18 protein-coding genes and 1 pseudogene are annotated in these 25,909 nt (G+C 44.8%); 8 read left to right on the top strand and 11 right to left on the bottom strand.

From position 1 onward, the window contains the following. Positions 1 to 341: 341 nt before the first annotated feature. Positions 342 to 527: a hypothetical protein gene (locus tag K8S19_11220; protein ID MCD4814247.1), complete on the top strand. Its 186-nt coding sequence runs from the start codon at positions 342 to 344 to the stop codon at positions 525 to 527. Continuing rightward, on the top strand, positions 524 to 892 hold the full coding sequence (locus tag K8S19_11215) for a PilZ domain-containing protein (GenBank protein ID MCD4814246.1): 369 nt from the start codon (positions 524 to 526) through the stop codon (positions 890 to 892). The genes K8S19_11220 and K8S19_11215 overlap by 4 nt, the downstream gene beginning before the upstream one ends. 203 nt (positions 893 to 1,095) lie before the next feature. Here the strand turns inward: K8S19_11215 and K8S19_11210 are convergent, their stop codons facing one another. Further along, positions 1,096 to 3,213, bottom strand: coding sequence for a methyl-accepting chemotaxis protein (locus tag K8S19_11210; GenBank protein MCD4814245.1), 2,118 nt, complete (start codon positions 3,211 to 3,213; stop codon positions 1,096 to 1,098). Positions 3,214 to 3,374: 161 nt separating this feature from the next. Here K8S19_11210 and K8S19_11205 point away from each other — a divergent pair. Further along, positions 3,375 to 5,035: pseudogene (locus tag K8S19_11205) on the top strand (FAD-dependent oxidoreductase). 33 nt (positions 5,036 to 5,068) lie between these two features. On the opposite strand, the gene K8S19_11200 reads toward K8S19_11205, so the two are convergent. After that, positions 5,069 to 5,491, bottom strand: a complete 423-nt coding sequence (locus K8S19_11200) for a PilZ domain-containing protein (GenBank protein MCD4814244.1) — start codon at positions 5,489 to 5,491, stop codon at positions 5,069 to 5,071. Between the two features lie 324 nt (positions 5,492 to 5,815). On the opposite strand from K8S19_11200, the gene K8S19_11195 reads away from it, so the two are divergent. Next, the gene (locus tag K8S19_11195) at positions 5,816 to 6,214 is read left to right on the top strand and encodes an acyl-CoA thioesterase (GenBank protein MCD4814243.1); all 399 of its coding nucleotides are present in this window, start codon (positions 5,816 to 5,818) and stop codon (positions 6,212 to 6,214) included. A 99-nt stretch (positions 6,215 to 6,313) separates the two neighbouring features. Next, a complete protein-coding gene (locus K8S19_11190; protein ID MCD4814242.1) occupies positions 6,314 to 6,865 on the top strand; it encodes an HPP family protein in 552 nt (183 codons plus the stop codon). Between the two features lie 145 nt (positions 6,866 to 7,010). On the opposite strand, the gene K8S19_11185 is transcribed toward K8S19_11190, so the two are convergent. Continuing rightward, positions 7,011 to 7,619 (bottom strand): NAD(P)H-dependent oxidoreductase, encoded by a 609-nt coding sequence (locus K8S19_11185; protein ID MCD4814241.1) that lies wholly within the window; start codon positions 7,617 to 7,619, stop codon positions 7,011 to 7,013. A gap of 182 nt (positions 7,620 to 7,801) precedes the next feature. Between K8S19_11185 and K8S19_11180 the strand changes: the two genes are divergently transcribed. Together K8S19_11180 and K8S19_11175 are read left to right on the top strand one after the other, a co-directional pair. Next, positions 7,802 to 9,511 carry a glutamine--tRNA ligase/YqeY domain fusion protein gene (locus K8S19_11180; GenBank protein MCD4814240.1) on the top strand — a complete coding sequence of 570 codons (1,710 nt, stop codon included), beginning with the start codon at positions 7,802 to 7,804 and terminating at the stop codon, positions 9,509 to 9,511. 11 nt (positions 9,512 to 9,522) lie between these two features. Further along, positions 9,523 to 9,894: a hypothetical protein gene (locus K8S19_11175; protein ID MCD4814239.1), complete on the top strand. Its 372-nt coding sequence runs from the start codon at positions 9,523 to 9,525 to the stop codon at positions 9,892 to 9,894. 164 nt (positions 9,895 to 10,058) lie between these two features. Here K8S19_11175 and K8S19_11170 read toward each other — a convergent pair whose 3' ends face one another. From K8S19_11170 to K8S19_11140, 7 genes are all read right to left on the bottom strand, one after another. Continuing rightward, positions 10,059 to 10,562, bottom strand: coding sequence for a GyrI-like domain-containing protein (locus K8S19_11170; GenBank protein ID MCD4814238.1), 504 nt, complete (start codon positions 10,560 to 10,562; stop codon positions 10,059 to 10,061). A gap of 363 nt (positions 10,563 to 10,925) precedes the next feature. Beyond that, positions 10,926 to 11,336: a PilZ domain-containing protein gene (locus K8S19_11165; protein MCD4814237.1), complete on the bottom strand. Its 411-nt coding sequence runs from the start codon at positions 11,334 to 11,336 to the stop codon at positions 10,926 to 10,928. 213 nt (positions 11,337 to 11,549) lie between these two features. Then, positions 11,550 to 11,921: a hypothetical protein gene (locus K8S19_11160; protein ID MCD4814236.1), complete on the bottom strand. Its 372-nt coding sequence runs from the start codon at positions 11,919 to 11,921 to the stop codon at positions 11,550 to 11,552. Positions 11,922 to 12,110: 189 nt separating this feature from the next. Continuing rightward, a complete protein-coding gene (locus tag K8S19_11155; GenBank protein MCD4814235.1) occupies positions 12,111 to 12,932 on the bottom strand; it encodes an EFR1 family ferrodoxin in 822 nt (273 codons plus the stop codon). Beyond that, a complete protein-coding gene (locus K8S19_11150) occupies positions 12,929 to 13,786 on the bottom strand; it encodes a glycosyltransferase (GenBank protein MCD4814234.1) in 858 nt (285 codons plus the stop codon). Before K8S19_11150 ends, K8S19_11155 begins: the two co-directional genes overlap by 4 nt. Then, a complete protein-coding gene (locus tag K8S19_11145; GenBank protein ID MCD4814233.1) occupies positions 13,783 to 14,418 on the bottom strand; it encodes a class I SAM-dependent methyltransferase in 636 nt (211 codons plus the stop codon). The genes K8S19_11150 and K8S19_11145 overlap by 4 nt, the downstream gene beginning before the upstream one ends. 241 nt (positions 14,419 to 14,659) lie before the next feature. After that, entirely contained in the window at positions 14,660 to 15,181 is a 522-nt protein-coding gene (locus K8S19_11140) for a hypothetical protein (GenBank protein ID MCD4814232.1), read from the bottom strand. A gap of 160 nt (positions 15,182 to 15,341) precedes the next feature. On the opposite strand from K8S19_11140, the gene K8S19_11135 reads away from it, so the two are divergent. After that, positions 15,342 to 16,031, top strand: a complete 690-nt coding sequence (locus tag K8S19_11135) for a hypothetical protein (protein ID MCD4814231.1) — start codon at positions 15,342 to 15,344, stop codon at positions 16,029 to 16,031. Between the two features lie 141 nt (positions 16,032 to 16,172). Here K8S19_11135 and K8S19_11130 read toward each other — a convergent pair whose 3' ends face one another. Next, positions 16,173 to 25,655, bottom strand: a complete 9,483-nt coding sequence (locus K8S19_11130; protein ID MCD4814230.1) for a hypothetical protein — start codon at positions 25,653 to 25,655, stop codon at positions 16,173 to 16,175. Positions 25,656 to 25,909: the final 254 nt, after the last annotated feature.

The raw sequence follows: 25,909 nt of genomic DNA, 5'->3' as shown, positions 1-25,909 counted from the left end.
CGGCGTAACTTGTCCAGCTTGCCCCGCGTATGCGGGGGCGTAGGCCGGATGCCGGGTAAGCCCGTAGATTTTTATCCTGAAAAAATCAGTATTCTGGTAAATAAAATAATCTACTAAGACACTAGGAGTCTGAGCATTTAGTCTGTTTTTGGTATTGTTCGTCACCCCGGTGAAAACCAGGGTCCAAAAAAAGCTTTAAAATTCAGATTCCTGGATACCGGCTTCCGCCGGTATGACGGCAAAATACAAATAATCCGACTAAATGCTCAGTCTCCTAATTTTTCTTATTGACATATATTATATTATCATGTAATATCATATATGATATTAGGAGGATGACCATGATTATAAATTTTTATTTGCCTGAAAATGATTCAAAAATTGTTGATCTTTTGAAAAGCGTTTCAGACGAAAAAAGAAGAAGTTTTAGCTTTATTGTTCGAGAAGCACTTGAGCACTACCTTTTAAATGTACAGCGTGTGAAGGCCGAAGACATCCATTCCCCCAAGGAGGAAAAAACAGCATGAGCAACCAACGCGAAGAACGTGTGAAAGTGGATATCCCCATCAGATTTACTTATAAAGACGATAGTTCGACAAAAAAAGTCACTTCAAGCGGGCGGATTGACGATATCAGCCTTAATGGCATGCGGGTCGAACTCCCCCTCTCAGCTGAAATCATTGAGCGGGACCATATTGATTTCTCACTGGAGCTTCCCAATCCTTTTATGAAAATCAAAGGTCAGGGAAAAATCCAATGGAAAAGATGGAATGCAGAAAAAAATTGCACAACATGCGGATTAAAACTTGAACCCATGACCTTGTCTCAGTTGAGTGATCTGGATGCAATTATAAGTGAAGTCATGGAAGATGCAACGACTGAAAAAATATAAAAATGCCATGGGCTTAACCGGCATCCGACATTCACCCCCGCATACGCGGGGCAAGCTGGACAAGTACGCCGGGCAGGCTGCCCATCAATGAAACACTGGCACGACAAAAATCCAGGTTGTGATTTTTCAGGTTGGCTTTTTATAGCAACGACTGCTTGCTCCGGCAAACGGTCGGCGTATGTCCAGTGATGCTTACACTAGCATCATTGGACAAGTTTATAGCGATTGACCAGCTGTTGGAGTTCTTCAGCCAAGGCATTAATTTTATTAATTTGTTTTGACATCGCTGTCAGTGAATGGGTCTGCTGATAGACGATGTCCTTCACTTCCCTGGATGAGGTTGCTGTCAATTCAGTAACTTTGGCGGTGTTCTGTATAATTTGGCTGATATTTTCTGTTTGCTTTGATTGCGCTTCCGTCTCCTTGGCAATATCAATCGCCAGACGATTGGCATTTTGAAAAGCATCAACAATTTCGCGAAATGAATTATTCGACTTAATCACCAAATCACGGCCGCTCTCCACTTCTTCCTCACCTTTGGCCATGGTATTGGAAACACGCTGGGCCACCACCAGAATTTCTCCCACCTTTTCCTCGATCGTCATTGCCGCCTCTGTGGACGATTCAGCTAATTTCCGGACTTCTTCCGCAACCACAGCAAATCCTCTTCCGGCTTCGCCGCTGCGGGCCGCCTCAATGGCAGCGTTTAAGGCCAGTTTATTGGTGTTTCGGGCAATCTTTGTGATAATACCAATCGACTCCCCAATCGCATTGGTTTTTTCCTGTAACTGAATGACTGAAAGCCGACTGGCGGTCACGACACTCTTGATTTCCTCCATTTGGCTCACAATGTTCTGAATTTCATGGCTCCCCAGTACTGCTGTCGTGGAGGCACTGCGTGAAGCTTCGGCCGTCTTATCCGCCTTTTCCGCCACTTGAGAATAGGAGACTTTCAAATTATCCATGACGGTTACGACATGTTCAACTTCCTGAAATTGCTGCTCCACACCTTCAGAGAGCTGATGGGTTGTATTGGAAATTTGCTGCGAAGAAACAGTCATCTCCTCCATACCGGCAAAAAGCTGCTGCGCATTCTTTAAAATAACATTGGATGCATTTTTTATTTTAACATTAATCGTAAAGAGCGAATTCCGCATCTCTTCGAGGTGGGTCGCCAGAATCCCGATCTCATCTTCCGAGATCATTTTTATCTGTGCAGTTAGATCACCGTTTTTAATGGTTTCCAAGGGATAAATAATCCGCGCGAGTGAATAAACTATGTCATTTGAATAAAAAACAGCCAGGAGAAATCCAAGCACTGCGGCAATAAGCACCAGGATTAAAAATGCCCGGTTCAACTGTTTTGTGACACTGGCAAAATCATTTCGGCTGTAAACCCCGCCTATGTTGATTTTATTATTCAAATTTTCTTTATACAATACGATATAATCATTCATAATATCAAAATTATTTTTCTCCATACCCAGGATTTCAGTCAAAATAAATCGCCCGTCACCGCCAATAATGGTTGACTGCCCCTTTTTCACAAAAAACAGATAGCTCTCTTTTCCTAAAATGAATTTTTGGGCAATCGCATTCAATTGCGGGTCCGGGACATCCGCAGCGAGATTTTTTACAAATTCGTTGGAAAACCTCATTGATTGCACCAAGTGGATAATGGCCTGTTTTTGAATGGATTTTTGCGCCATGGCAAACGTGATCAACCCGCCGAAAAGCACACAAAAAACCGCAATCGAAAGAATAACCACCACCAGGCTCTGCCGGATACCAAAAGAAAAATGTGTCTGCTGAAGATCACGCTGCTCAATCTGATGCGCGATACGCTTCTTAAGCGGCCGCAAAATGGATTTGGACAGATGGAGATAAAACGGCACACAAACACTTGAAACCATGAGCGATGCCAACCCGATAAAAACCGCATAATTGACAGTTAAAAACCCCGTCAGTACGAGCAGTCCAAAAACAAATGCTATACTCAATTCGATGGCAAAAAAGAAATAAACCGATGCCAGGTATGGAAAACGCATGATTGCCTTGACAACATCCAAGAGCTGTTCTTTTTCCATGACATTTTCTGAAGACCAGGTTTTCATCCAGGTATGAATCGGATGAAATAAACGGTACAGAACATAAAAATCCAATGTCAAAATACAGGGAATATAAATGCCCAACACAATGATGATAAAACGAAAATCATCACCATTGAGCCGAACGATTTGAAATAAAAACGCCACCATGCCGACAGATACAACCATGGTAAGAATAAGCATAAGAAAAAATTGCCGGTACAAATAATTCATAGAGGCCTCATTGTGTTTTCCAAATCTAAAAACCAATTAATTCTTTATTGACATTCCGCTTTCAATCATACACTATTTCCCAACGCGTAAAAACCGCTTATTTACTTTTTTGCGTTTTCTTTTCCACCGCAGACTGAACTCACTGAACAGGAGACAGCAACATGGCTCGTTCCAAACGCATACTTATTGTCGGCGGTGTTGCCGGCGGTGCCTCGGCAGCCGCCGTCTGCGCCGATTGTCTGAAAAAGATACGATTATTGTTTTTGAGCGGGGGGAAGACATTTCATTCGCCAATTGCGGACTTCCCTATCATATCTCCGGTGTCATTTCAGACCGTGATGAATTGCTGCTCCAATCACCGGCTGGGTTTAAAAATAGGTTCAATGTTGAAGTCAGAAATTTTTCGGAAGTTATTTCCGTCCAGCGCAGTACGCAAGAGATCACCATCCAGGATCTTTCCAAAAACCGTCGCTATACTGAAAAATATGATGTGCTTATTTTAAGTCCGGGTGCCGGACCCTTCTTGCCGCCTGTGCCGGGAATTGATTTATCAAGAATTTTCACACTTCGAAATCTCCCGGATATGGACGCTATTAAATCCAAAGTAATTGCTTCCGACACCAAGCATGTGGCAATTGTTGGAGGTGGTTATATCGGCCTGAAAATGGTCGAGGCCATTGCTCACCTGGGTACGAAAGTGTGCTGTATTGAACAAGCACCACAAGTGATGGGAACACTGGATCCGGAAATGGCAACGCCCCTGCATCAGCATCTCAGGGATAAGGGGGTCGCACTTTACTTAAGCCAGACGCTCCAATCGATTAGCGAGCAACCTACCGGTCTTTAACTCAATCTCTCGTCTGAAAAACAAATTCAATGTGATTATGCAATTATAGCTATTGGTGTAAAACCGGAAATTGCACTGACCAAGGCCGCAGGACTGAAAATTGGTCCGCGAGGCGGTATCGCGGTTAGTGATGTCATGCTTACGAGTGACCCTAATATCTATGCGGTTGGAGATGTTACCGAGTGCATTCATTTTGTTACAAATCAACCATCCCTCATTCCGTTGGCTGGTCCAGCCAACCGTCAGGGTCGGTTGGCAGCTAATAACATCTCGGGTTACCCCGAACAGTATGACAAGACACAAGGTACTGCCATTTGTAAAGTTTTAGAGTTAACAGCAGCGTGCACAGGAGCCAATGAAAAATTATTGAAATTAAATAACTTAAAGTACGAAAAAATATACATTCATCCGATGGATCACTCGGAATACTACCCAGCTGCAAAACTATTCACAATGAAATTTATTTTTCAACCCTCAGATGGAAAAATACTTGGCGCACAAGCTGTTGGTCATACCAATGTGGATAAACGCATTGATGTTATTGCCGTCGCAATGCGCGCCGGCCTCTCTATTTATAATCTGGCTGAACTTGAGCTGTGCTATGCTCCGCCGTTTGGGTCGGCCAAAGATCCGGTAAACTATGCTGGTTTTATTGCCCGCAACATTAAAACCAACCTTTATGCACAATGCCACTATGCAGATATTATCAACCCGTCTCCAGACCAGATAGTGCTTGATGTCCGGACTCTCCAGGAATACCAGTCAGGTATAATTCCCAATGCGCGTCACATCCCCGTCAATGACCTACGGATGCGTATGCCTGAGCTTCCTAAGGATAAAGAAATTTTAATTTATTGCTGGGTGGGCGTCCGCGGTTATATCGCAGCCAGGATTCTCATGCAGTCGGGATATCAATGTAGGAATCTCAGCGGTGGTATTCGTACCTATAGGGACTGTGAAGCCATAGAATCATGAATTAATAAATATCCACAGGCGCGTAACATCCCATTATTCCAGCGGTTCATCCATTTCATATTCAACTAAAAAATGCTTGAGCAGCTTCTTCTTCTGAGGGTCTATGTCACAAAATTGAATCCCTACCAAATAGCCCTCGGCCTTCATCTTTCGACACCATACAATCTTAGATAAAATAGTTATCGCTATACAGTCATTTACGGGAAAATCTGAAAATTTATCCAAAAATTGTAAATTTTCAAATGAAGGTAAATATAAATTGAGTGTAACATAATTACCCGGTTCAATAAATTCCCGGCTCTGCATGGCCATCCCCCCGGCCCCCATATCCTCCGCATTACTTTTAACCGGTTTGGGAATTGCGCCTTTTTCAACCGGCGCGTAATGGACAGCCAACTTAAAATTTATTCGAGGATATTTCCGGTTTTCAACCTTGACTTCGCCTATTTTTTCCATCTGTCAACCTTTCAGGTTTTAGCAAGTATCACCAAAACCACATCAATCCCGAGCAAAGTGTGCTCTTTAATTATAATAATCCCATCATTTTTATGAATTTCTTAAAGTTTTTTGCGACCCATAAAGCATCGAATACTTTAAACAGTATTCCACCGAGCTTCTACTATCAAACCATACTTTAAGATGATCCGCAAGACTCGCATGCTGTTTTTTTCTTTCATAACCAACCGCTTTGCTGCAAAATAGGTTAACGATAAAAATCCACAGGCTTACCCGGCGTTGCCCATTGTGTTCGCGCTGGCACGATAAAAGGAGGATGCGACTATGTTTCAATTTCACCATACAGTTCGATTAAGTGATACCGACGTCACAAAACAAGTTTATTATGCCCGACCCTTAGAGTGGTTGGAATGGTGCCGGGTTTCCTGGTTTGATAAGCATTTCGGTAACTTTCTGAATTTTGTTGAAAAAGAAGGGGTAACGTTTTTCCCTTCCAAAGTACTCACAGACTATAAAAAACCCATCCTATTTGGTGATCATCTCATTATTGAAATGCGCGTTAACGAAATTAAAAAGGTATCGTTTATTTTTGATTATACGGTTATGCGCGGCGCAGATGTCGTGCTTAAAAGTGCAATAACCATGGTCTGCTTTGACCTTAAAAAACAGTCCTTAAGGCGTTTGCATCCTGCCCTGCTCCAACAGTTGCAGAGATTGCAATAATTCGGTTTTTAAGCACTTTTGCTGTTGAATCTCTTGTAGTGGTGCCGTTACTAATAGTGATCATTGATTACAGCATTTTCAAACAGGAGTTTACACAGCATGGAAGTGAGCGATTCAACAGTAAAAAAACGATTCAATTCAAGTAAGATGGAATATTTTGACGAAAAATTTTCCAAAAATAAGGCAAGTTATATCTCACAGTGTATTCTTGCGACCATGGCTATTTTTGTTATCTTGCTTTTTCTGGACATTGAGTCCAATGCAGTCTTAATCTCCGCGCTGGGCGCAAGTTCATTCATCGCGTTTACCATGCCGCATGCCCAAGTCTCCAAGCCACGATTTCTCATTGGCGGTTATTTTGTGGGAACGCTTTCCGGACTTGGCTGCCAGCTTATTGAACACTACCGTATTCTGGTGAATATCTCTTTTTTACATAATAATATACATATTGTCATGGCTGCCCTGGCTGTTGGATTGGCGATTTTCATCATGGTGATTACGAACACGGAACACCCGCCTGCTGCGGGGCTTGCCTTTGGCATGGCGATTCAAGATATTTCCTTCCAAACAATCAGTATTGTCCTCATCGGAATCATCGCACTCTCAGTTGTCAAAGCCGTCCTAAAACCTTCCCTGCAGAACCTGCTTTGATTATTTTCCGCACAGCCCCGACCTGATGGATATTATTTTTTTGGGGCGCTATGCGCCTGCGGATTTTTATTAATTATTCGGAAATACTACCGTCCAAATTAATCAGGCATCCTGTTTCATGTGATCGGACCAGCTGCTGTGTTTTTTAATTCGGACAAGATTGACTCGGAAATAAATTTTGAATATCCTGGTCGATCTCCGCCAGCCAGCGCTCACGTTGTTTATATGTGCTGGTGACAATCACGCGTAATATTTTACGTTTAAATGATTTGATCCCGCAAAATTCTAAAATACATTTTTTCCAAAGAATTTGCAGGGTATCACCGAACAGATGAATTTCCCGGTCTTCCGGTGTATTGGATGTGTTGATCACAAAGGCATTTTTCGCCTTGAGCAGCCCGTCGGGAACACCTTCGCCATCGTCGCCGGGAAGAAACTGGTAGGCTGTTTTGGGCCGAAAAATCCTGTCAATCCACTCCTTCATGATAGCAGGAGGTTGGCCCCACCAATTGGGATGAATAATCACCATCCCCTCGGCATGTACAAGATGTTCACAATGCTCTGCCATCAATTCATCCAATTGGGCATTGGTTCCCAATTTTTGTTCCGGTAATAGCGGATCAAAATTTTCTGCATACAAATCGTGAAACCGAACCGTGTGGGTGTTTTTTTCCAAACAATTGATAACAGTCTTGGCAATAGCGTGATTAAAGCTTTTTTCGTCAGGATGAGCCAAAACCACCAAAACCTGCATAACACCTCCGGGATGTTGGTTTCCTTTTTTCATGGGTACTGATTTGTCTTCAGTTATACTAAAACTCTTTATAAGAGTACATGAAAAAATGAAAATGACATCCACAGTCCTCGCAGCATTGCCTTTACTTTACAAGCCCAAATCCCTATAATGGTCCATCATTTCATCAGAGGAGTTTGAACATGCAGGAGATGGATAACAACGCAGCGCCCGGACCGACAAAATCTTTGGATTTCATCCGAAAAATTGTTACCCGGGATGTGCAGGCAAATAAAAACGCGGGACGGGTGGAAACGCGTTTCCCGCCGGAACCCAATGGCTATCTTCATATCGGACATGCCAAATCCATCAATCTTAATTTCGGCATTGCTGAAGATTTCGGAGGGTGCTGTCATCTGCGTTTTGATGACACTAACCCTGAAAAAGAAGAGCAGGAATATATTGATTCAATTGTAAAAGACGTCAAATGGCTCGGGTTCAATTGGAAGGAACACACCTATTATGCTTCGGATTATTATGCCTCCTTTTATCGCTATGCCGGCGAGCTGATTCAAAAAGGCAACGCGTATGTCTGTCAACTCACCGCTGATCAAATTCGGGAATACCGCGGAACCCTGACATCACCCGGTAAAAACAGCCCCTTCCGGGACCGCCCCATTGCGGAAAACCTCGAATTATTTGAAAAAATGCGTCTGGGACATTTCGATGAAGGCGCCTGCGTTTTGCGTGCCAAAATTGATATGTCACATCCTAATATGAATATGCGGGACCCTGCACTCTACCGTATCCGCAAATCCCGCCACCCCAGAACCGGGGATACCTGGTGCATCTATCCCATGTATGATTTTGCACATTGTATCTCAGATGCCCTGGAAAAAATCACGCATTCCCTCTGTACCCTGGAATTTGAGGACCACCGTCCCCTCTATGATTGGGTATTGGATAACATCACCATTGACTGTCATCCGCAGCAAATTGAGTTTGCCCGTCTCGAACTTACCTACACCCTTTTAAGCAAGCGTAAACTTCTCCAGTTGGTCCAAGAAAACAGTGTCAATGGCTGGGATGACCCGCGTATGCCTACCCTTTCAGGCTTGCGGCGGCGTGGTTATACACCGGAGTCAATTCGTAATTTTTGCAATCGCATTGGTGTGGATAAAACCAATAGTGTCGTGGATGTTGGGATGCTGGAATACGAACTCCGCCAGGACCTCAATCGCCATTCTCAACGGGTCATGGCAGTGTTACGACCGCTAAAGATCATTATCACAAATTATCCTGAAGGACAAACTGAAGAATTTGATGCCATCAATAATCCTGAAGATCCTCAAACAGACAGCCGCAAGGTCCCCTTTTCCAGGGAGTTATATATTGAACAGGAAGATTTCCAGGAAAATCCTTCTAAAAAATATTTCCGGCTGGCACCCGGCAAAGAAGTGCGACTTAAGCATGCGTACTACATCACGTGTACGGACATTATAAAAGATCAACAATCCGGTAAAATTCTGGAATTACATTGCACGTATGACCCTGAATCACGCGGCGGCGGCACACCCGATGGACGCCGGGTCAAGGGTACCTTACACTGGGTCTCTACTCAACATGCCGTGGATGCTGAGGTCCGGCTCTATGATTATCTGTTTACCAAACCCAATCCCAATGACACCGCAGACGGCGAGAATTTCCGGTCGAACCTTAATCCTGATTCCCTTGTCCGTCTGACACAATGCAAGGTTGAACCCTGCCTGAAGCAGGCCGTACCCGGAACACAACTGCAATTTTTAAGACACGGATATTTCTGTGTCGACCCGGACACCCAACCGGACGAACCGGTGTTTAATCGAACAACCGGCCTGAGGGATACCTGGGCAAAAGTGCAAACCAAACCCTAAAGGAAAACATTATGCTAAAAGATATTTATGCCAAATTGAAGTCCTTGAAAAAACAGGAAGAGCGGAAAATCGAAGCAGACTGTCTTGATCTGGTTTTTTATACCCGAGATACCGCCCAGTGGCTGGAAACACTCGAATCGCTGCTGGGCGCACCTTTAAAAGCACCCGGACAGTCCGCCCCCAAGGAAGCCAAACAAATCGCTAAAAATTATGGCGGCATCCAAAAGGAGCAATGCTTATTCAAACAAGATCACGATCAATCCATGATCGTGGCAATGTTGTGGCCGTGGCAAAACGGCAAATGCACGACACTTAAAATGTTTTTAACGGATAGGTTGCCGAAAAAACCCGGCGGGGGATTTTTTTCATTCCTGAAAAAATAAAAATCTACAGGTCATATTCATGCCGGGCACCCATTGATAAAAATCCACGGGCTTACCCGGCATGCGCCCCCGCATACGCGGGGCAAGCTGGACAAGTACGCCGGGCAGGCTGTCCATCGTGTTCGCGCTAGCACGATAAAACGTAAATACGGTAAAATAATTGCTTACTTTTTCACCACCGGTAGAAAAACATCAATGACAGAGTCCGCTTCAGACCATTTAAACCGTTTGTCATATTTCTCATAATAATCAATGCCGCACTGCCATCCCGGCACAACATTGTATCCTGAATCAGGCAGCCAATGATTAAAAATACTAAAAATTGTCTCGTTGATTTTTTTTACATCACCTTTATGTGAAAAGCGTGCACAGGCAACCGCCGGGATCTGCTTACCGGCCATGCCTTCGGGAATGCTATCAAGTGCTTCCACTTCGACCCCGGCGAAATAGGTGAATTTGTCTCCGGGTTGACGGTTGTAGGAAACACCGAATTTATTCCATGCTTCCGAATTCACCCGGTTGCTGATTTTCCACAAATTGGCATTGAACGTCTTCCAAAGTACCCGGATGCATTTATACGCGTCCACCGGTGCACTTTCCACCTCGACTGTCATTCCGATTATTTTCAGTTCTTTTTGTTGTTCAATTGCATCCGGCATAATGTCCATCGTCACCTTTCCTTGTTTCGTCTCTCCATATCAAATAAATCAAACCAAGTATAAAAGTCAAGTGAAAGATTTCAATTCAGTTTGTGGATACGACTGTCGATCATACGCAAATGACACTAAATAATAAAATCACCGCGAGGATTCCATGCAACGGCCCCGCAGTGCTCAAAAAAACATGACAAAGCGGATTACCGCACTTGTTCATCTTTTAGGATGTTCTGAAAAAACCAACTGGGCTAAACAGATCATCGCCGTAACCACTCACAAGATCAAAACCGCGTATGCATACAAGGCAAACCTTTCTTGAAAAAATAATTTTATCGTATCCGCGCTTCACCAATGGGCAGCCTGCCTGTGGTATTCTTATGCAAGTGCATGGAAAAGAAATGATTCAAAGCGATGAACGTGTTCCGGTTCAACCGCTAAAAATTCCACCCCGATTTCAAAATGCCGTTGGTTTTTTCGCCTGCACCAGGCAACCTCGGAAAAAATAATAACCGGCAATAAATTTTCTTCCGGATAAGCTTTTTTCAGATTGCGTTTATAATGGTCGCCGGAAGGAAGATAAAGCGTTAACAAGATATGTTTCCGGGAATGAATTCTTCGATCTGTCAAAAATGCAGTACCCTTTGCACTGAAATTTTCAGTGTGTGATTCCAACGCGCGGTACAGATCCCCTTGCTCTAAAAATTTGTATTGAACAGGTACGCCGAGTCGAAAACGTGGAAAGCGCCGGTGATTATCTCCTCTTTTGTTCAGCTGCTGCTCCGGCATCGGGTCCACCCCCTCCCGGATGATAATCAAAACATACTCTATTTTAGATCCCGATTTTAATAAAGCGCAAGCGTTTTTGACCATTTTTTCCATACGCAATTTACGGAGGCATTCCGATCGAAACAAGCATGGACATCGCGCTGCAAAACAAAATCAAAAAAACAAGATCATCACGCACGAGAATATTTGACTGTAATTATCATTCAGTTCACATCAAGCCGGCTGGACCTTGGGTTTCGGATTCACCAACAAAGGAACCGTCATGGTCCAAAGGACGAGCAATGCCGAACCAATCCATGCCTCATACACACCCCATAAGAAAAATGGCCCCCCCAAGGAATAGACCCACACAATAAACGAAATCGTGGTGACCACGCGTTGTGATATGCGGTTGACATTTTGAATGCGTTTTAAGTAAAACGGTGTCATGATACAGAGGATCAGGGCAATCACCGTGGTCCCCCATCTGGCATGTTCCGTAGGAACAACACCCTGTAAAAAAAGATACGCCCCGATAATTTCAGTGGGAATCAACTTGAGTAAGCGATCTTGATAATTTTGTACATCTTTGATCTCACGCGCCATGCCAACCTCCTAAGCAATATTTTATGAACGCACAGAAGTTCTCTGTGGCAAAAAATAAAGACAACTTTTTTTTAAAACCAACAACTGCTTTTAACATCTCTTAAAAAATCCTCTGAGTTCGGTTGACATGCACAGTCCGATCATCAATCCTCCTTCAACCGAATCCGTATATTCCAGATTCCATTGATGCTACTGAGGGTCAATCCCTTTGCCCGAATACCGTTGGGACGATATACCGGCTATGATTTCAGTCAGTTTGATGGCAGGATGGTGATAGCGTTCATACACCGGGGTTTTCTTTCCCTTCTGGATTGCGGTCTGCGGACACCATTGAATACATGCCAAACACTGTTCGCAGCGATGTTGCCACACCGGCTTGCCATTGACCATTTGAATATTTTGTGCAGGACAGACTTTTTCACATAGTCCACATTGAGTGCATTGATCATCCACCCAAAAATCTTTATCCATTTGTGTTACGTGCCTGAAAGAAAGATGATAAATCCAGGTAAAAACAATCCGCTGCCAAAGCGGACCCCTTTCAAGTGCAAAAGGTTGGCGCGCTTTGATTTTCGGGGCAGTTTGAATTATTTTTTCCGCTGCCGCCGCATACTGCTTTTGCTGCCGGGCAACCGGTCCGGGACCACCCCAGGGTATATAATTTGACGGCATCACAATGTCAAGACCGCCGGACAACGGCATTCCCTTTTTCCGCATAACCTCTTGGAGTTGCACCAGGGTCCGGGAAACCTGCCCGGCATTGACCCCGGCAGCAAAGTAATACTGTTTATCATCGGCTTGTATTTTTTTTATAAATTCCAATACAGGCTGCGGAATGCCCCACATGTGTACCGGAAAAACCAGACCGACCGCATCCGCCTGCACATGCAGGACATCACTGTTTATCCGTGCCATAGAAAAAATCTCGCAATCGGTAAGCGCAGCGGCCATTTGTTGGGCAACCCACAGCGAATTCCCGGTCCCGGTATAATAAAAAAGAACTGTTTTCATGCCTGCCTCCGTCGCGCACGCCATTGATTAAACAATCGTTTGTATAAATATATTTTAGGTTCAGGGTCCATTTGAAGCCCGGCTGTTTGCTGATGCATTCGCAAACAATTTTTGTCCTCAGGATGTCCCTGCCACCTCTCCTGAAACCGTTGTAAATCTTTTTCCTGCTGCTCCGAGCTTTTCGGAATTTTCCCGCGAGTGATTTTCCCGGGATGATAGACCGGACAAGGGACTGTGAAACGCTCGGCACCGGAAACAGCGACTTTCCATAAAAAATCGTCTGAAGCACAGATATTTTTAAATCCTGTATCCCATCCCCGAATTGTCAAAAACAACTCCTTGGAACACATCCAACAAGAGCCGGTGGCTCTGAAGGGCTCTAATTTGGCTTTTAACCCTGTTTTTTCGAGTTTTTCAAGCTTTTCAGGGGTGATACCCCTCGGAGAGTCAAAATAACCCATTCCCAGTTTTTTTTGAATAAACGGCCAGTTGGGTGAAATCATCCCTCGAGGATGGCGATGCATCCAGGATTCCAGAATTGAAAAACTATGAGGGCCAAATACAACGTCATTATCAGCTTGAAGCACAAACGTCGTTTTAGCCAGATCAAATCCCCGGTTAATTGCAGCTGCAACCCCCTGGTTTTCAGGAAACGCAAAATAGGTCAATCCTTTGAAATGGGAATTTTTTTTCAAGGGGTACGCTTCCACCAGAGTACGGGTTCCATCGTTGGACCCATTGTCCACAAAAACCAGTTCGAAATCCACATCCGCACAGTCCGCCAGTGCCAGACTGGCGAGCAGCATCTCGGTATAAAGTCTCTGATTGTAAGCAATGGTTAAGAGTGTGATCATCCTTGACGGTCCGTGGCTACTAAAAAAAACTGATTGTTGGGTGCATCAACCGGTGTAAATGCCTCCCGGATATACAAACCGGCGTTTTTAATCGAATGTCTGATTTTTTTTTGCGAATACCCTTTTCTCCCAATTTCCCAAAAATGACCCGGGGCGGATCTGCCCTTGGCAGGCAGCCATGGAAAATGCAGTACCCAAGAAGCACGTCTGCCGGTGGGCAGCTTGTGTAAAGAATAAATAACCCGGCTTACATACGGAAGCGAAATCAGTGCAAATTTTGCTGTGACTCTTTTTATTTCACTCAGAGATTTTTTAAAATCTTCGAAAGGCAGATGTTCCAGAACTTGACAGCATAACGTAAAATCAACGGAATTGTCTGCCAAAGGAATCGCACGAATATCGCCGCACACATCCGGTTTTAAATCAGCTTCACAGTCAAACGTCTTCACATTCATTCCGGCGGTACGCAAAATATGCGTCACCACTCCCGGACCGGGTCCAATCTCAAGAATCCTATTTACATCCGATTCCCGAATCGCCTTAATTTGGTAATAGTATTGACCCAGCCGCTGAGGCGAATAATAGTCAAGACCGCAAAATTGTGCTGCAGCTGTCTCCGGATTATTTTTCATACGTTCTTCCGACCCTTCGTTTAAAGTTTAGCCATTATACATAATACATACTGTGAATACCAGACGGAAGCAGTCTTGCTTTACCCGCGAGGAAGCACCTCCAACTATCCGGTTGTAAAAAAGGCATAAATGGCAAACTGCATTCATGCCTTGGTGACTGTGATGAATACCGGCTTCCGATTCAATCAAAAGCCGGAACTACCTTATTGCAAAAAGTTGAATTCTTTATTGTCATTCGTTTTCATTTTCTTACTTCAATCCAGGGTTTCCATCTGGGCAGCCAGCGCGGCACATTCTGAAGGTAGATCATGTAATCAGGGCCAAACCGTTTATAGAGCCCGGGTTCTTCACTCCAAGCAACATAAAGTGTATTTCCGACAAAAAACGGCAAGATCCACACCAATAAATAAATTGACCCGAAAACCAAACCGCCCCCAAGGAGTATCCCCATGATGCCCAAGATCATCGGATTACGCACATGCGCATAAACACCTTGTACCACCAGCTTCTTAGTGGGATTCCAAGGAGAAAACGTACCGAACCCAAGACGATACAAATAATGCATGGATACGCCGAGCAACCAAACACAGCCGCCAATCAATAGAATCACTAAAAAATATAACAACTTCACAACCGGCCCATCAAGCCCGAAACAAATCTTCCAGGGTGTAAACCAAAAAACAAAAACCGGTATCATAATGATATTTATCAATAGAAATACCATGATTGCCACAAACTGCAAACGTCTCTCCGGATTTCCCATCTATTTTTTCCTTCCAATTATTCTTTTAACGAATCCACGTGATTATTATGTCGTATCAGGACGCAATATTTCAAGCCATTTGATATTTTAGGATTGTTACTTGAAAAATCCACTTTTTTAGCCGAGAATAGAAATATCTCTTTCGAAAGGACTACCTGCTATGAATAATGCACGTTCCAATACCCTGTTTTTGATGTCTGTCCTGATTTTCGCAATTCTGTTCATCATCCCGGCGACTGGTTTCGCCAACAACTATAGTTTTGGCATAGGCGGTGCTGCTGTATCTGTCTTTCCCGGTGATTTCAATGGCGAAAACTTTATTTTTTCGGATAACGGCTATTATGCAGACGACCAATTTTTTGACATGCCTTATCCAACCACCAACAGTACCGGTTTTTCACTTCGCGCAGCCTTTAACCGGCGTTTTTTCACCGGCGAAATCCAATATGCCCAAAGTACACACACCAAAGAAAAATCTTCAATTTTCTACGAACCCGAAGGTTCCATGACCTTTTCTTTTATCGATTTTACTGCTAAATTCAATCTTCCCATACTGATGATTGACCTCTATCTTTTGACAGGTATGCACTACGCGATTTTAAATGTTGAAAACGGCGAATTGTACGGTGATGGCAGAAACAACGATGCATTTTACTATGGTGCCGGTTTCAATATTGGTGCAGGTATCAGCTATTATTTCACACCCTTCACTTCGATTTACGGTGAATATGTCTACCGCATGACCGCTTTTAGCCAGGTCAATGATGTTGAACTCGGCGATACCGTGTATCCCGGCGGAAGCGGCGCCTTACTCTTCGGAATCTCTTTCCACATACCAACCGGTTTTTAAATAATCTCAGCACTAAAAAATAAAAAAGCCCCACCGGCAATTTGCCGACGGGGCTTTTTTTTAAACAAATTCCTATATTATTTCCATGTCAAACACCACACCTTACGCACTAAATTCAGCGCAATGTGAAAAACTATTTTATCAATGCATCTGACCGGGTTTTTGTACACCCAACTTCTTAGAATCTATCCGATCATCTTTCAGTTTATCTTCTTCTGCAACAATTGCGTCGAGTTCTTCTTCCTGTTTGAATTCCTCAACGCGACTCCGGTCACCTTCCTGCTTTACAACCTGCTTCAGTTTACCATTTTTTCCATACTTGTAAATATTCTTAAACATGCCCTTGGCCAACTTGGCAATCATCCCACCCTCGCCATCATCACCTTTAGGATAAGCAAGCGTAAGTACCGAACCACCTTTCAAAATGATTTTTTTCAGCCATCCCTTCCTGTATTCAGCCAGGCTCTTGAGCTGTTTTTTTGGCATCACAATTTTAACGCTGACCTTACCGTCCTTTTTATATTCAATAACCAGGGTGTTCCCGTACTTGGTCTTCAATTTTTTCACCCGGCCTTTTTTATCTTTTTTAATCACCACACCCTGCTCAAGTTCCTGTTTGAGACGGACATGGTGCAGGCCGGCAATTTTCCTCACCTGATTTTTCTTCAGAGACAATTTTTTCAGGACAGTATCCATTTCCTTCATCTCCATCAAGTCGTCACTCTCGTCAAGTTTAAGGTCAACCTTCTGCGGAACAGACTCCACTTGGTCCTTGGCGACAGTGGCTGCCGCAACCTGTGCCTCAATGCCAATGCGGGTCATGTCTTCAAAATCGGAATAATCATCTTCCAGTTTCTTCGCCTTGACGGCCGCACCGCCGCCACTCAGCGCAACCCCGCTGCCTGCCGAAGTGCTTTTGGGGGCAAGCTGAGGATCGTTCAGCATCCGGCTGGCAAGCAGTTGGAGATCATCTTCTTCCTGTACTGCCTGACTGAGCCACTGGACAAGGATGGTTTCGGAAATACCATTCCCCATTTTCTGAGCGGCAATGTCGCCTATTAAGGATGCCAATTGGGCCCAGAATTCTTCCAACAAATAGGCTTGTGTTGCCGCATCCTCGGTTGCAGCAAGTTTTTCACTGGTTTCCAGCATGTCCTTCCCGATTTTTTCCTTCTGTTCATCGGTCGCGAAAAATCCCAGCCAATCCTGCAGGGACGCTGTGCTGGGTTGCCGCTCTACCAGGAAGAGAGCCTGTTCAATCTCTCCATGCGAAAGATCAACTGCCGACAGATGATTGCCGCTATAATAATAATATGCATCATCAGCTGCCTGGCGTAAGAATGCCACTTTATCACCCGCTGCCGCAAATGCTTTTTCAAAACTACCCTTTTCAGAATAAGTATAAGAAGCCAACTGCCGCAAACTGAGCAGATTCGGATTTTCCTTAAATTTTTCCAATTGCGCTTGCATGCGTTTGACCGTTGGTCTGAAATTCTCTTTTAACGTTCTTTCCATTTCCACGGTTGCCAGGGAGGCAATCATTTTTTTCTGATAAACACTATGATAACCGGGTTTGGTCGCATCTTGCGATCCGCCCACAGCGGCTGCACCCACCCCGAATTTGTTTTGGGCAGAGTTGCTGCTTCCAAGCACAGTCCCCTGTTTTAGCTGACTTCCACTTAAATGCGCCACAACCCAGACATCAGATTTCGGGCTATGGTCAGGTGTGTCTGATTTAGTCTTTGAACCGCCGACTTTTTTGTTATGCGCAGCTTGATCAACGACATATTTTTCATCTCCCAACTTAACGCAAGCTGTTCCTGCCTCATCCCATTCAAGACAGGTTGGTTCATAATGACCAATCTCTGCGTAATGCTGTGTCCCGCTCCAGCTCGACTTGGTGGTCCACGACTGGGTATCACCCCGACTATTCACCTTGTAGGTTGTCTTCGATACCCAAGTACCGCCTAAGAACTGATTACCGTATCGATCAGCCGGCTCTTTCTTCATTTTTCCGGTCCACTCCGAATAAATTTGATCACCATAAGAATTAAAATTGGAAAACCCGGTATCACCCTTGCCATTGGATTCCGTCCGATAAGAGACGAATCCCCGGCTATTATAAGAATTATTATAGGATGTGGTCCCATCTTTCGTCTTCACTTTTCGTGTCGCGCCATTGTTGCGATGTTCCATCCAGGAAGTCGTTGTTTCACCATCATCTACACTCACGGTTTTATCCAGCCATTTTCCGGAATAATAATAGGTCGAACTCCCACCCGGGCCCGAACTGGTTGCAGCCCGGTTATTTTTCAGATCCATGGTGGTCGTGCCGCTCTTTGAATAACTATGCGTTACTTCTCCTGCGGAATTCATAACGCTGACACTAATATTACCGCGTTCATCAACACTTTTGGTGCTCTTCATATCCAGATTGGCGGCATAATAATTGGTGGTCGTATTGTGAAGTCCAATTTTAGCAGTAAATGTACTCTGCATAGCCAGTCCATTGTCTTCAAACAACGTCTCGGTTGTTCCGGTTTCCGAAGTCGTTTTACTGGTGATCGGCATACCGGTCAACCTGTTATTGACAAACGATGTCGTGGTTTTATCACCCCATTGATCCACACGAATCGTTTTCTCCATCATACTGTCGAGATCAAAATATTTTGTTGTGGTTCCATGCCCATCAAGCGAAACCGATACCAAAGGTGACCCGGTATACGCATTCCATGATTGGGTGGTGGTGGTTTCCGCAACAACATAGTGAGCATTGAAATTCGTACGCACCGATTGATTGACAAGGCCATTTTGATTAAAAGTAGTGTTTGTTCTTCCCTTACGATCCGAACTGTTACTGGCTTGAATCATACCTGTCTGCGTGTTCATGGTATTGATTGTATCTGTTTTCTTAATCGCTCCCAAAATATTATAACGGGTGGATTTGGCTACGCCAAACTCATTATGCTCATTTTCAGTCGTGCCGCCGCCATCAACAACGTTGCTATAGCGCACTAATCCGGTATTTTCATTGACATCAGTGAATTCAGTTACTTTATTTTTAAACGCTCCAAAGGTCGCTGTACTCTCCGCGTATTCAGGAGCTCCAAAAACAGGATCGTTATAAGTTGTGGTTTCATTAATCTTAATAATCGTGCCTTTTTCCCCGGAAAGTGTTTTGCTCTCACTCATCGCAGTCATGCCGGTATCTTTGTCCGGTGTCATTTGCGTGACTTGGTGACGCCCATGTGACGGACCATATTTATTCACACTGGTACTCTCGACTGCAAAACCATTTTCATCCATTGTGGTATGGACCGCACCGGTATGCAACGCATCATAAGTAAAACTTTCCATGGTCAACCCCGTATATGGATTGGGTGTCAGTGTGGTTCGTTTACTTCGCCCGGCAATCGCGCCATAACGATCTGTCCCTTGGCTTTCTATTGCCATGCCCCAGATGTCCATTTGTGTTATCACCGGACCACTATGTAATTTATCAGTGGTGGATGTCCTCTGTGTAACACCCGTATCCGGATTGGTATCAATTCGGCTATCTCTAGTCCTGCCGTCCAAAGGCCCCAATTTATCCTCAGAGTGACTGGCATAAGCCAAGCCATCTTCATCCATCAAGGTTAATGCGGTTTCATTAAGATCATTTGTCGAAAACGAGCTCAATGTTTCACCTGTCTTTTGATTCACTGTGACATCGGAAACACTATGCTGTTTTTTCTTTGCACCCAATACCTGCCAGCTTTCACTGGCGTTCACCAAACCATTTTCATCCATATGAGTAATAGTGCGATCACCCATTCCATTCACGCTTTCGTTCATTTTTGTTTCGCCGGTCTGTTTGTCAACCGTTATTTCGCTAACCGTATGTGCTTTCCAAACCGGAGAAAGTACTTGCCAACTTTCACTGGCAACCGGAAGTCCTTCGTCATCCATCAAGGTCAACACCCGATCACCCAATTCATTGACCGAATAGCTCGCTGCCGTTTCACCGGTTTGTTTGTTCACCGTCATGGTCGTGAAACTCTGTTTTTTGAGATTAGCGCCCAAAGCGGAATTATTATAACTTTGAACCGGCAGACCATCTCCATCCATTTCCGTGACAGCGACATCACCACGCAGGTTCAAACTATACGTCGCTTCAGTCTCTCCGGTATACGCATTGACTTGCAAAGTCGTTTCACTGGTCCGCTTAAGGATTGCGCCGAGTGCCAATTGACTTTCACTTCTCACCGCCAGACCATTTTCGTCCATGGTCGTCAAGTTTCTATCATTACGGTCATTTTGATTAAATGTCGATGAGGTCTCCCCGGTATAACGATTTGTCAAAATTTCCGTAACACTGTGCTTTTTCAGTGCCGCACCCAATGCCAACGTCGCATCACTTCTATAAGCCAGTCCATTGACATCCATCAAAGTCGACGTGGTGTCTCCACGATCATTGTTATTGGTTGTGGCACGCGTTTCACCGGTAATACAATCCGTTTCAACAGCGGTCATGCTATGCTTCTTAAGTTCCGCACCCAATGCAAGCCAACTTTCGCTTCTCGTTGCCAATCCATCTGCATCCATCCAGGAATGCGTTTCATCACCACGATTATTGACATTATGTGTCTCTTCCGTTTCACCGGTATCCATCCTCGTTTTGATGACCGAACGGCTCGTTCTTTTAAGGATTGCGCCTAATACCAATACACTTTCACTGCTTACGGCCAATCCATCTTTGTTCATCTTCGTATAAGTGATATCACCGCGGTCATTTTTACTACGAGTGGATCGGGTTTCTCCTGTGCCGGTATCAACATCAATCAAAGTGATATTATGACGTTTTTGAATCGCTCCCAAAGCCTGCTGTCCCTCACTCTTTTCTGCCAATCCATTTTCATCCATCCAGGTTTGGGTTTCATCACCGCGGTCATTGAGGCTCAAGGTTTCTTGCGTCTCACCCGTAGCAGGATCGGCAGTAATTTTAATCGTGTTGTGACGTTTGGCAATCGCGCCCAGTGCCAACCACCCTTCACTTTGCACAGCTAATCCATGCTCATTCATACCCGTCCAAGTAATATCACCACGGTCATTGCTACTCATGGTTTCACTCGTCTCGCCCGTGTATTCGTCCACAACAATCATCGTCCGGTTGTGACGCTTCAATAATGCGCCGTAGGCGGACCAGCCTTCACTGATCCTGGCCAAACCATTCCTGTTCATACCGGTCCAAGTCCGATCACCCCTGTTATTCACGCTTAGGGTTTCATCCGTCTCACCGGTATCTGCGTTGGTTGTAATTTGGGTTGTGCTGGTACGCTTCAACGACGCACCCAGTGCGAGCTGACTATGACTTTGTACCGCAAGTCCATTCTCATTCATTTCCGTGGCGGTTTTATCGCTGCGGTCATTAATCGTATAGGTCATGTCTGTTTCGCCGGTCGCCTTATTCGTTGAGATAGCGGTGGTGCTGGTCCTTTTCAAAGTTGCGCCCAGTGCCGAAACACCGTGACTACTCTCCGCCAATCCATTACCGTCCATTTTAGACCATGTCCGGTCACCACGTTGATTCAATGAATAAGTGGCAGCGGTTTCACCGGTGTCGACATCGGTCTGGATCGCAGTTTCACTGGTGCATTTCAAAACCGCACCCAATGCCACCTGGGCTTCACTTCTAATTGCCAGTCCGTTTTCATCCATATAGGTATGGGTTAAATCACCCCGATCATTTTTCGAGAGCGACTCATCCATCTCACCGGTTTGCTGATTCGTAATAATATCCGTCACACTATGTTTCTTTAAATTAGCCCCCAGCGCGGATTGGCTGTCACTTTTCACAGCCAAACCATTTTTATCCATCCAGGTCTGACTCACATCACCGCGATCATTGATACTCACCGTATGGGTTGTTTCACCGGTATAAGCATTTGTGGTAATATTCGTAGCACTGTGTCTTTTCAAGGTCGCGCCCAGCGCTGAAATGCTGTCGCTCAGGATTGCCAGACCGTGCTCATTCATCCAGGTATGGGTCTTGTCTCCGCGATCATTGATGCTGATACTTTCACTGCTTTCGCCAGTGTCTTGATCAGTTATTATCTGCGTTGTATTCCGGCGTTTCAAATTGGCGCCAAGCGCCATCACGCCAACACTCCTAACTGCCAAGCCATTACTATCCATGGTTGTATCAGTACGATCGCCCCGGTCATTTTTACTTTGTGTGGAACGTGTCTCACCGGTCGCGGAATCAGTATTAATCATTGTCAAATTATGACGTTTGAGTATCGCTCCATAGGACATCCAGCCCTCGCTTTTTAAAGCCAAACCATTATCATCCATCCAACTCTTGGTTTTATCACCCAAGTCGTTGATGCTTGTCGACGATATCGTTTCACCTGTATCCACATCAGCCTCAATGACGCTTACACTGTGCGCCTTGCCGGCCGCACCCAGCGCCAACCAGCTCTCACTTTTCACGGCCAATCCATGTTCGTTCATACCGGTCCAGGTTTGATCACCACGGTCATTCATCGTGGTTGTCTGCGCGGTTTCACCTGTTCGCGAGTCGGTTTGAATCACACTTAAACTATGCCGTTTCAAATTCGCACCATATGCCGACCAGGATTCACTCACCGTCGCCAAGCCATCCGCATTCATACCGGTCCAGGTATGATCACCGCGATTGTTGATGCTCAACGTCTGCGCGGTTTCACCGGTCTTTCCATCCGTGGTAATTTGCGTCTCGCTATCCCGTTTTAAGGTCGCCCCCAAAGCCAAACTGCTCTGACTCTGGATCGCCAAACCATTTTCATTCATTTTGGTGACGGTGTGGTCATTGCGGTTGTTGATACTTGAAGTCATTGCTGTCTCACCGGTATTTATATCGGTTTCAATCGCGGTCATACTGGTCCGTTTTAATGTCGCACCCAAAGAATTAATACTTCTGCTTTTCACCGCCATACCATTATCATTCATCCGGGTCCAGGTCCGGTCATTACGATTATTCAATGAATAGGTTGCCGCAGTTTCACCGGTATTTATATCAGTTTCAATCGCGGTCTCATTGGTTCTTTTCAAAATTGCCCCAAGCGCCATGCTGCCCACACTTTTCACAGCCAAACCATTTTCATCCATTGTTGTCACGGTCTCATCCGAGCGCTCATTGCGACTCACCGTCGCTGTGGTTTCCCCGGTTTGATCACTGGTGGCAATGCTTACAAAACTGTGTTTTTTAAGTTCAGCACCCAAAGCAGAATTCCCCTCGCTTTTAAACGCCAAGCCATCCTCATCCATCCACGTTTGGTTAACATCGCCGCGGTCATTCCGACTCAACGTACTGGATGTCTCGCCGGTTTCCTGATCTGATGTAATCTCGTTCAGACTGTGTTTTTTCAACTCAGGACCCAGCGCCAGCCACCCCTCGCTTTTGACAGCAAGACCATTTTCATCCATCCAGGTTTGGGTACGGTCATTCCGTAAATTAACCGTATCCGTCATGGCACTCTGCCCGGTATTCTCGTCAGTCGTGATCATTGTCAGACTGGTCTGCTTTAAAATCGCCCCCAACGCTTTGATGCTCAGACTGTCTGTCGCGAATCCATTTTCATCCATATTGGTTACCGAAATGTCTCCCAAATCATTCACCGTTGATGTTTTCCGGGTCATTTCAGTGGCGGGATCTACACTCATTTGCGTCAACGAATATTTTTTCAGTTCCGCGCCAAGACTATTCCAGCTCTCGCTGATGACAGGCATGCCTTCGTCATCCATCGTGGTAACAACTTTGTCATCACGATCATTAATCGTAGTTGTTTTTTGGGTCAACCCGGTATTAATATCAACTTCCAGCTCGGTTGTTTTATGTCTTTTCAGCGATGCCCCATAAACATCATCACTTTCCGTACTCACCGGCAGCCCATTTGAATCCATCATCGTCAGTGATGTTCCCAACGCACTTTGGGTCCTTACCGAACTTGCCATCCCAGTATAAGGATCGTTCTCTGTAGTACTCACTTTATCCCGACCGAGTTTGGGCCCGGAATTTTCACGGATCTGACTCAATACCGCCATGCCCTGCCCGTTCATATACGTCACCGTAACATCACCGCGATCATTAACCGTGGTTGTTTTTTCGGGTTTACCAGTGAGGGGATTGGTCTCAATCTGGGTCACACTATGTCGTTTTAGTAAGGCGCCGCGAGCACTCCAGCTCTCCGAACGTTCGGCCAACCCTTTTTCATCCATCGTTGTGAGTGTGATATTTCCCATATCATCAACACTCCTCGATTCCAAAGGAAGACCTGTCATACTATCGGTTGTTATCGTTGTGATACTATGGCGTTTGAGTTTTGCGCCATACTGCTGCCACGTTTCAGAAGATTTCACCTGACCGTTTTCATCCATCAGGGTCTCGGTAAGATCACCGAGATCATTTATGGTGCTGGTTTTCTTTGTTTTTCCGGTGAGAGGATCCATGGAATAATACGTGATACTATGCCGTTTTCCAATAGGACCGGATTCTTCCCATTTTTCAGACTTGCTCGGCAAATTGTTCGCATCCATCTCCGTGGTCTGGGTATAAAGCTTTTCCATGGTATCCGCAATATATTTGGTTTCATGCGTTTTCTCAACCCGTCCATTTTCATCTTCTTCGTATGTGTAATCAATACGAAAACCGTTTTCAAATACAGTTTCGATCCGATCATCAGCATTCATGATTTTAACGCGCTCGGTCGTAACCTTTTCTCCCCGATCATTTACAACCGTCTCATTTTCTTCCACTTTCGAAACGTGTCCATCCTCTTCCACGGTATAACTATATTCGATCTCCTTGCCTCTTGAATCAACTTCGCTGGTCACACGGCTTGCACCGTCAAATGTTTTTGTCAGTTTATGGGTCTCACCATTTGGCTCTTGGATTGTCTCCACAGAGGCGCTGACTTGATTGGCACCATTGACCTCATACGCGATTTCTCTTGTCATGCCGGACGAATCCACGATCATCGTCTCGCGACCCATGCTGTCATATTGTTTTTCAGTTAGAAGACCCGTATTTGTATTCTTTTCCAAGCTGGCAAGCTTGCGTCCTTTATCGTCTTTTTGGTATTGAATAACAATGATGTCGCCTTTTTCATCAATGAGTTTTTCAACTTCTCCGGTTTTCGGATTCATAAAGCGTGTGGTACGGGTCCCGCTCGCCTGATTGATCTCGGTCATGGCGACTGTCTGCCCCTGACTGTCCTTTTGTGCTTTTACACGAAAGCGTCTGCCCGATTGGTCGATGCGTTCCACCATTTCACCTTTGGCATTGACACGACGTTTCTCAAGATTGCCCATATAGTCGCGGCTTTCTATCCATTTATCACCTTGGCCTGTTCTCTGAACTTGCGTTTTAGAGATAACAGTCCCTGAGGGAGAAACGGTCTTGACCGGAATACCGTCTTTGAAGAAGGTTTTATTTCCCTGACGATCAGTCTGTTCCAACATCTGTCCTGATTCATCAAAAACTTTTTTACCATCCGTTGTCTCCACGACAACTTTCATGGTTCCTTCTTTCTCATCTTCTATGTAACTGGATCCGATGATGTACTCACCACCGGCAATGAGATTGGACAAAATTTTGCCAACCATATCCGATCCCCTGCTGGCGGAAACCTGTGACACCCCTGCCAGGAAAACCGCAATAAGTATAAATATTCTTAGGAACCATGATTGAAAATTATTTTTTGAGTTCATCATGTGATCACCCTCTTAGTAATTATTTAATTCTTATTGTAAAGATATCATACACATTACCTGTTTGCAAACATCAGACCAAAATTGGAAATTTTTATATTGCAATAATACCTTTTATTTACAGGGGTATTACTGACTTCAGGGGATTG

Source organism: bacterium (assembly GCA_021108215.1).
GTDB lineage: Bacteria > Oederibacteriota > JAAXVQ01 > JAAXVQ01 > JAUVAV01 > JAIORK01.
Note: the sequence above shows the minus strand (reverse complement) of the source record. Positions and strands in the feature narration are given on the sequence as shown.

Coding starts and splice junctions, on each gene's coding strand:
- K8S19_11220 (MCD4814247.1), top strand. CDS start 342: ATGATTATAAATTTTTATTTGCCTGAAAATGATTCAAAAATTGTTGAT.
- K8S19_11215 (MCD4814246.1), top strand. CDS start 524: ATGAGCAACCAACGCGAAGAACGTGTGAAAGTGGATATCCCCATCAGA.
- K8S19_11210 (MCD4814245.1), bottom strand. CDS start 3,213: ATGAATTATTTGTACCGGCAATTTTTTCTTATGCTTATTCTTACCATG.
- K8S19_11200 (MCD4814244.1), bottom strand. CDS start 5,491: ATGGAAAAAATAGGCGAAGTCAAGGTTGAAAACCGGAAATATCCTCGA.
- K8S19_11195 (MCD4814243.1), top strand. CDS start 5,816: ATGTTTCAATTTCACCATACAGTTCGATTAAGTGATACCGACGTCACA.
- K8S19_11190 (MCD4814242.1), top strand. CDS start 6,314: ATGGAAGTGAGCGATTCAACAGTAAAAAAACGATTCAATTCAAGTAAG.
- K8S19_11185 (MCD4814241.1), bottom strand. CDS start 7,619: ATGCAGGTTTTGGTGGTTTTGGCTCATCCTGACGAAAAAAGCTTTAAT.
- K8S19_11180 (MCD4814240.1), top strand. CDS start 7,802: ATGCAGGAGATGGATAACAACGCAGCGCCCGGACCGACAAAATCTTTG.
- K8S19_11175 (MCD4814239.1), top strand. CDS start 9,523: ATGCTAAAAGATATTTATGCCAAATTGAAGTCCTTGAAAAAACAGGAA.
- K8S19_11170 (MCD4814238.1), bottom strand. CDS start 10,562: ATGGACATTATGCCGGATGCAATTGAACAACAAAAAGAACTGAAAATA.
- K8S19_11165 (MCD4814237.1), bottom strand. CDS start 11,336: ATGCCGGAGCAGCAGCTGAACAAAAGAGGAGATAATCACCGGCGCTTT.
- K8S19_11160 (MCD4814236.1), bottom strand. CDS start 11,921: ATGGCGCGTGAGATCAAAGATGTACAAAATTATCAAGATCGCTTACTC.
- K8S19_11155 (MCD4814235.1), bottom strand. CDS start 12,932: ATGAAAACAGTTCTTTTTTATTATACCGGGACCGGGAATTCGCTGTGG.
- K8S19_11150 (MCD4814234.1), bottom strand. CDS start 13,786: ATGATCACACTCTTAACCATTGCTTACAATCAGAGACTTTATACCGAG.
- K8S19_11145 (MCD4814233.1), bottom strand. CDS start 14,418: ATGAAAAATAATCCGGAGACAGCTGCAGCACAATTTTGCGGTCTTGAC.
- K8S19_11140 (MCD4814232.1), bottom strand. CDS start 15,181: ATGGGAAATCCGGAGAGACGTTTGCAGTTTGTGGCAATCATGGTATTT.
- K8S19_11135 (MCD4814231.1), top strand. CDS start 15,342: ATGAATAATGCACGTTCCAATACCCTGTTTTTGATGTCTGTCCTGATT.
- K8S19_11130 (MCD4814230.1), bottom strand. CDS start 25,655: ATGGTTGGCAAAATTTTGTCCAATCTCATTGCCGGTGGTGAGTACATC.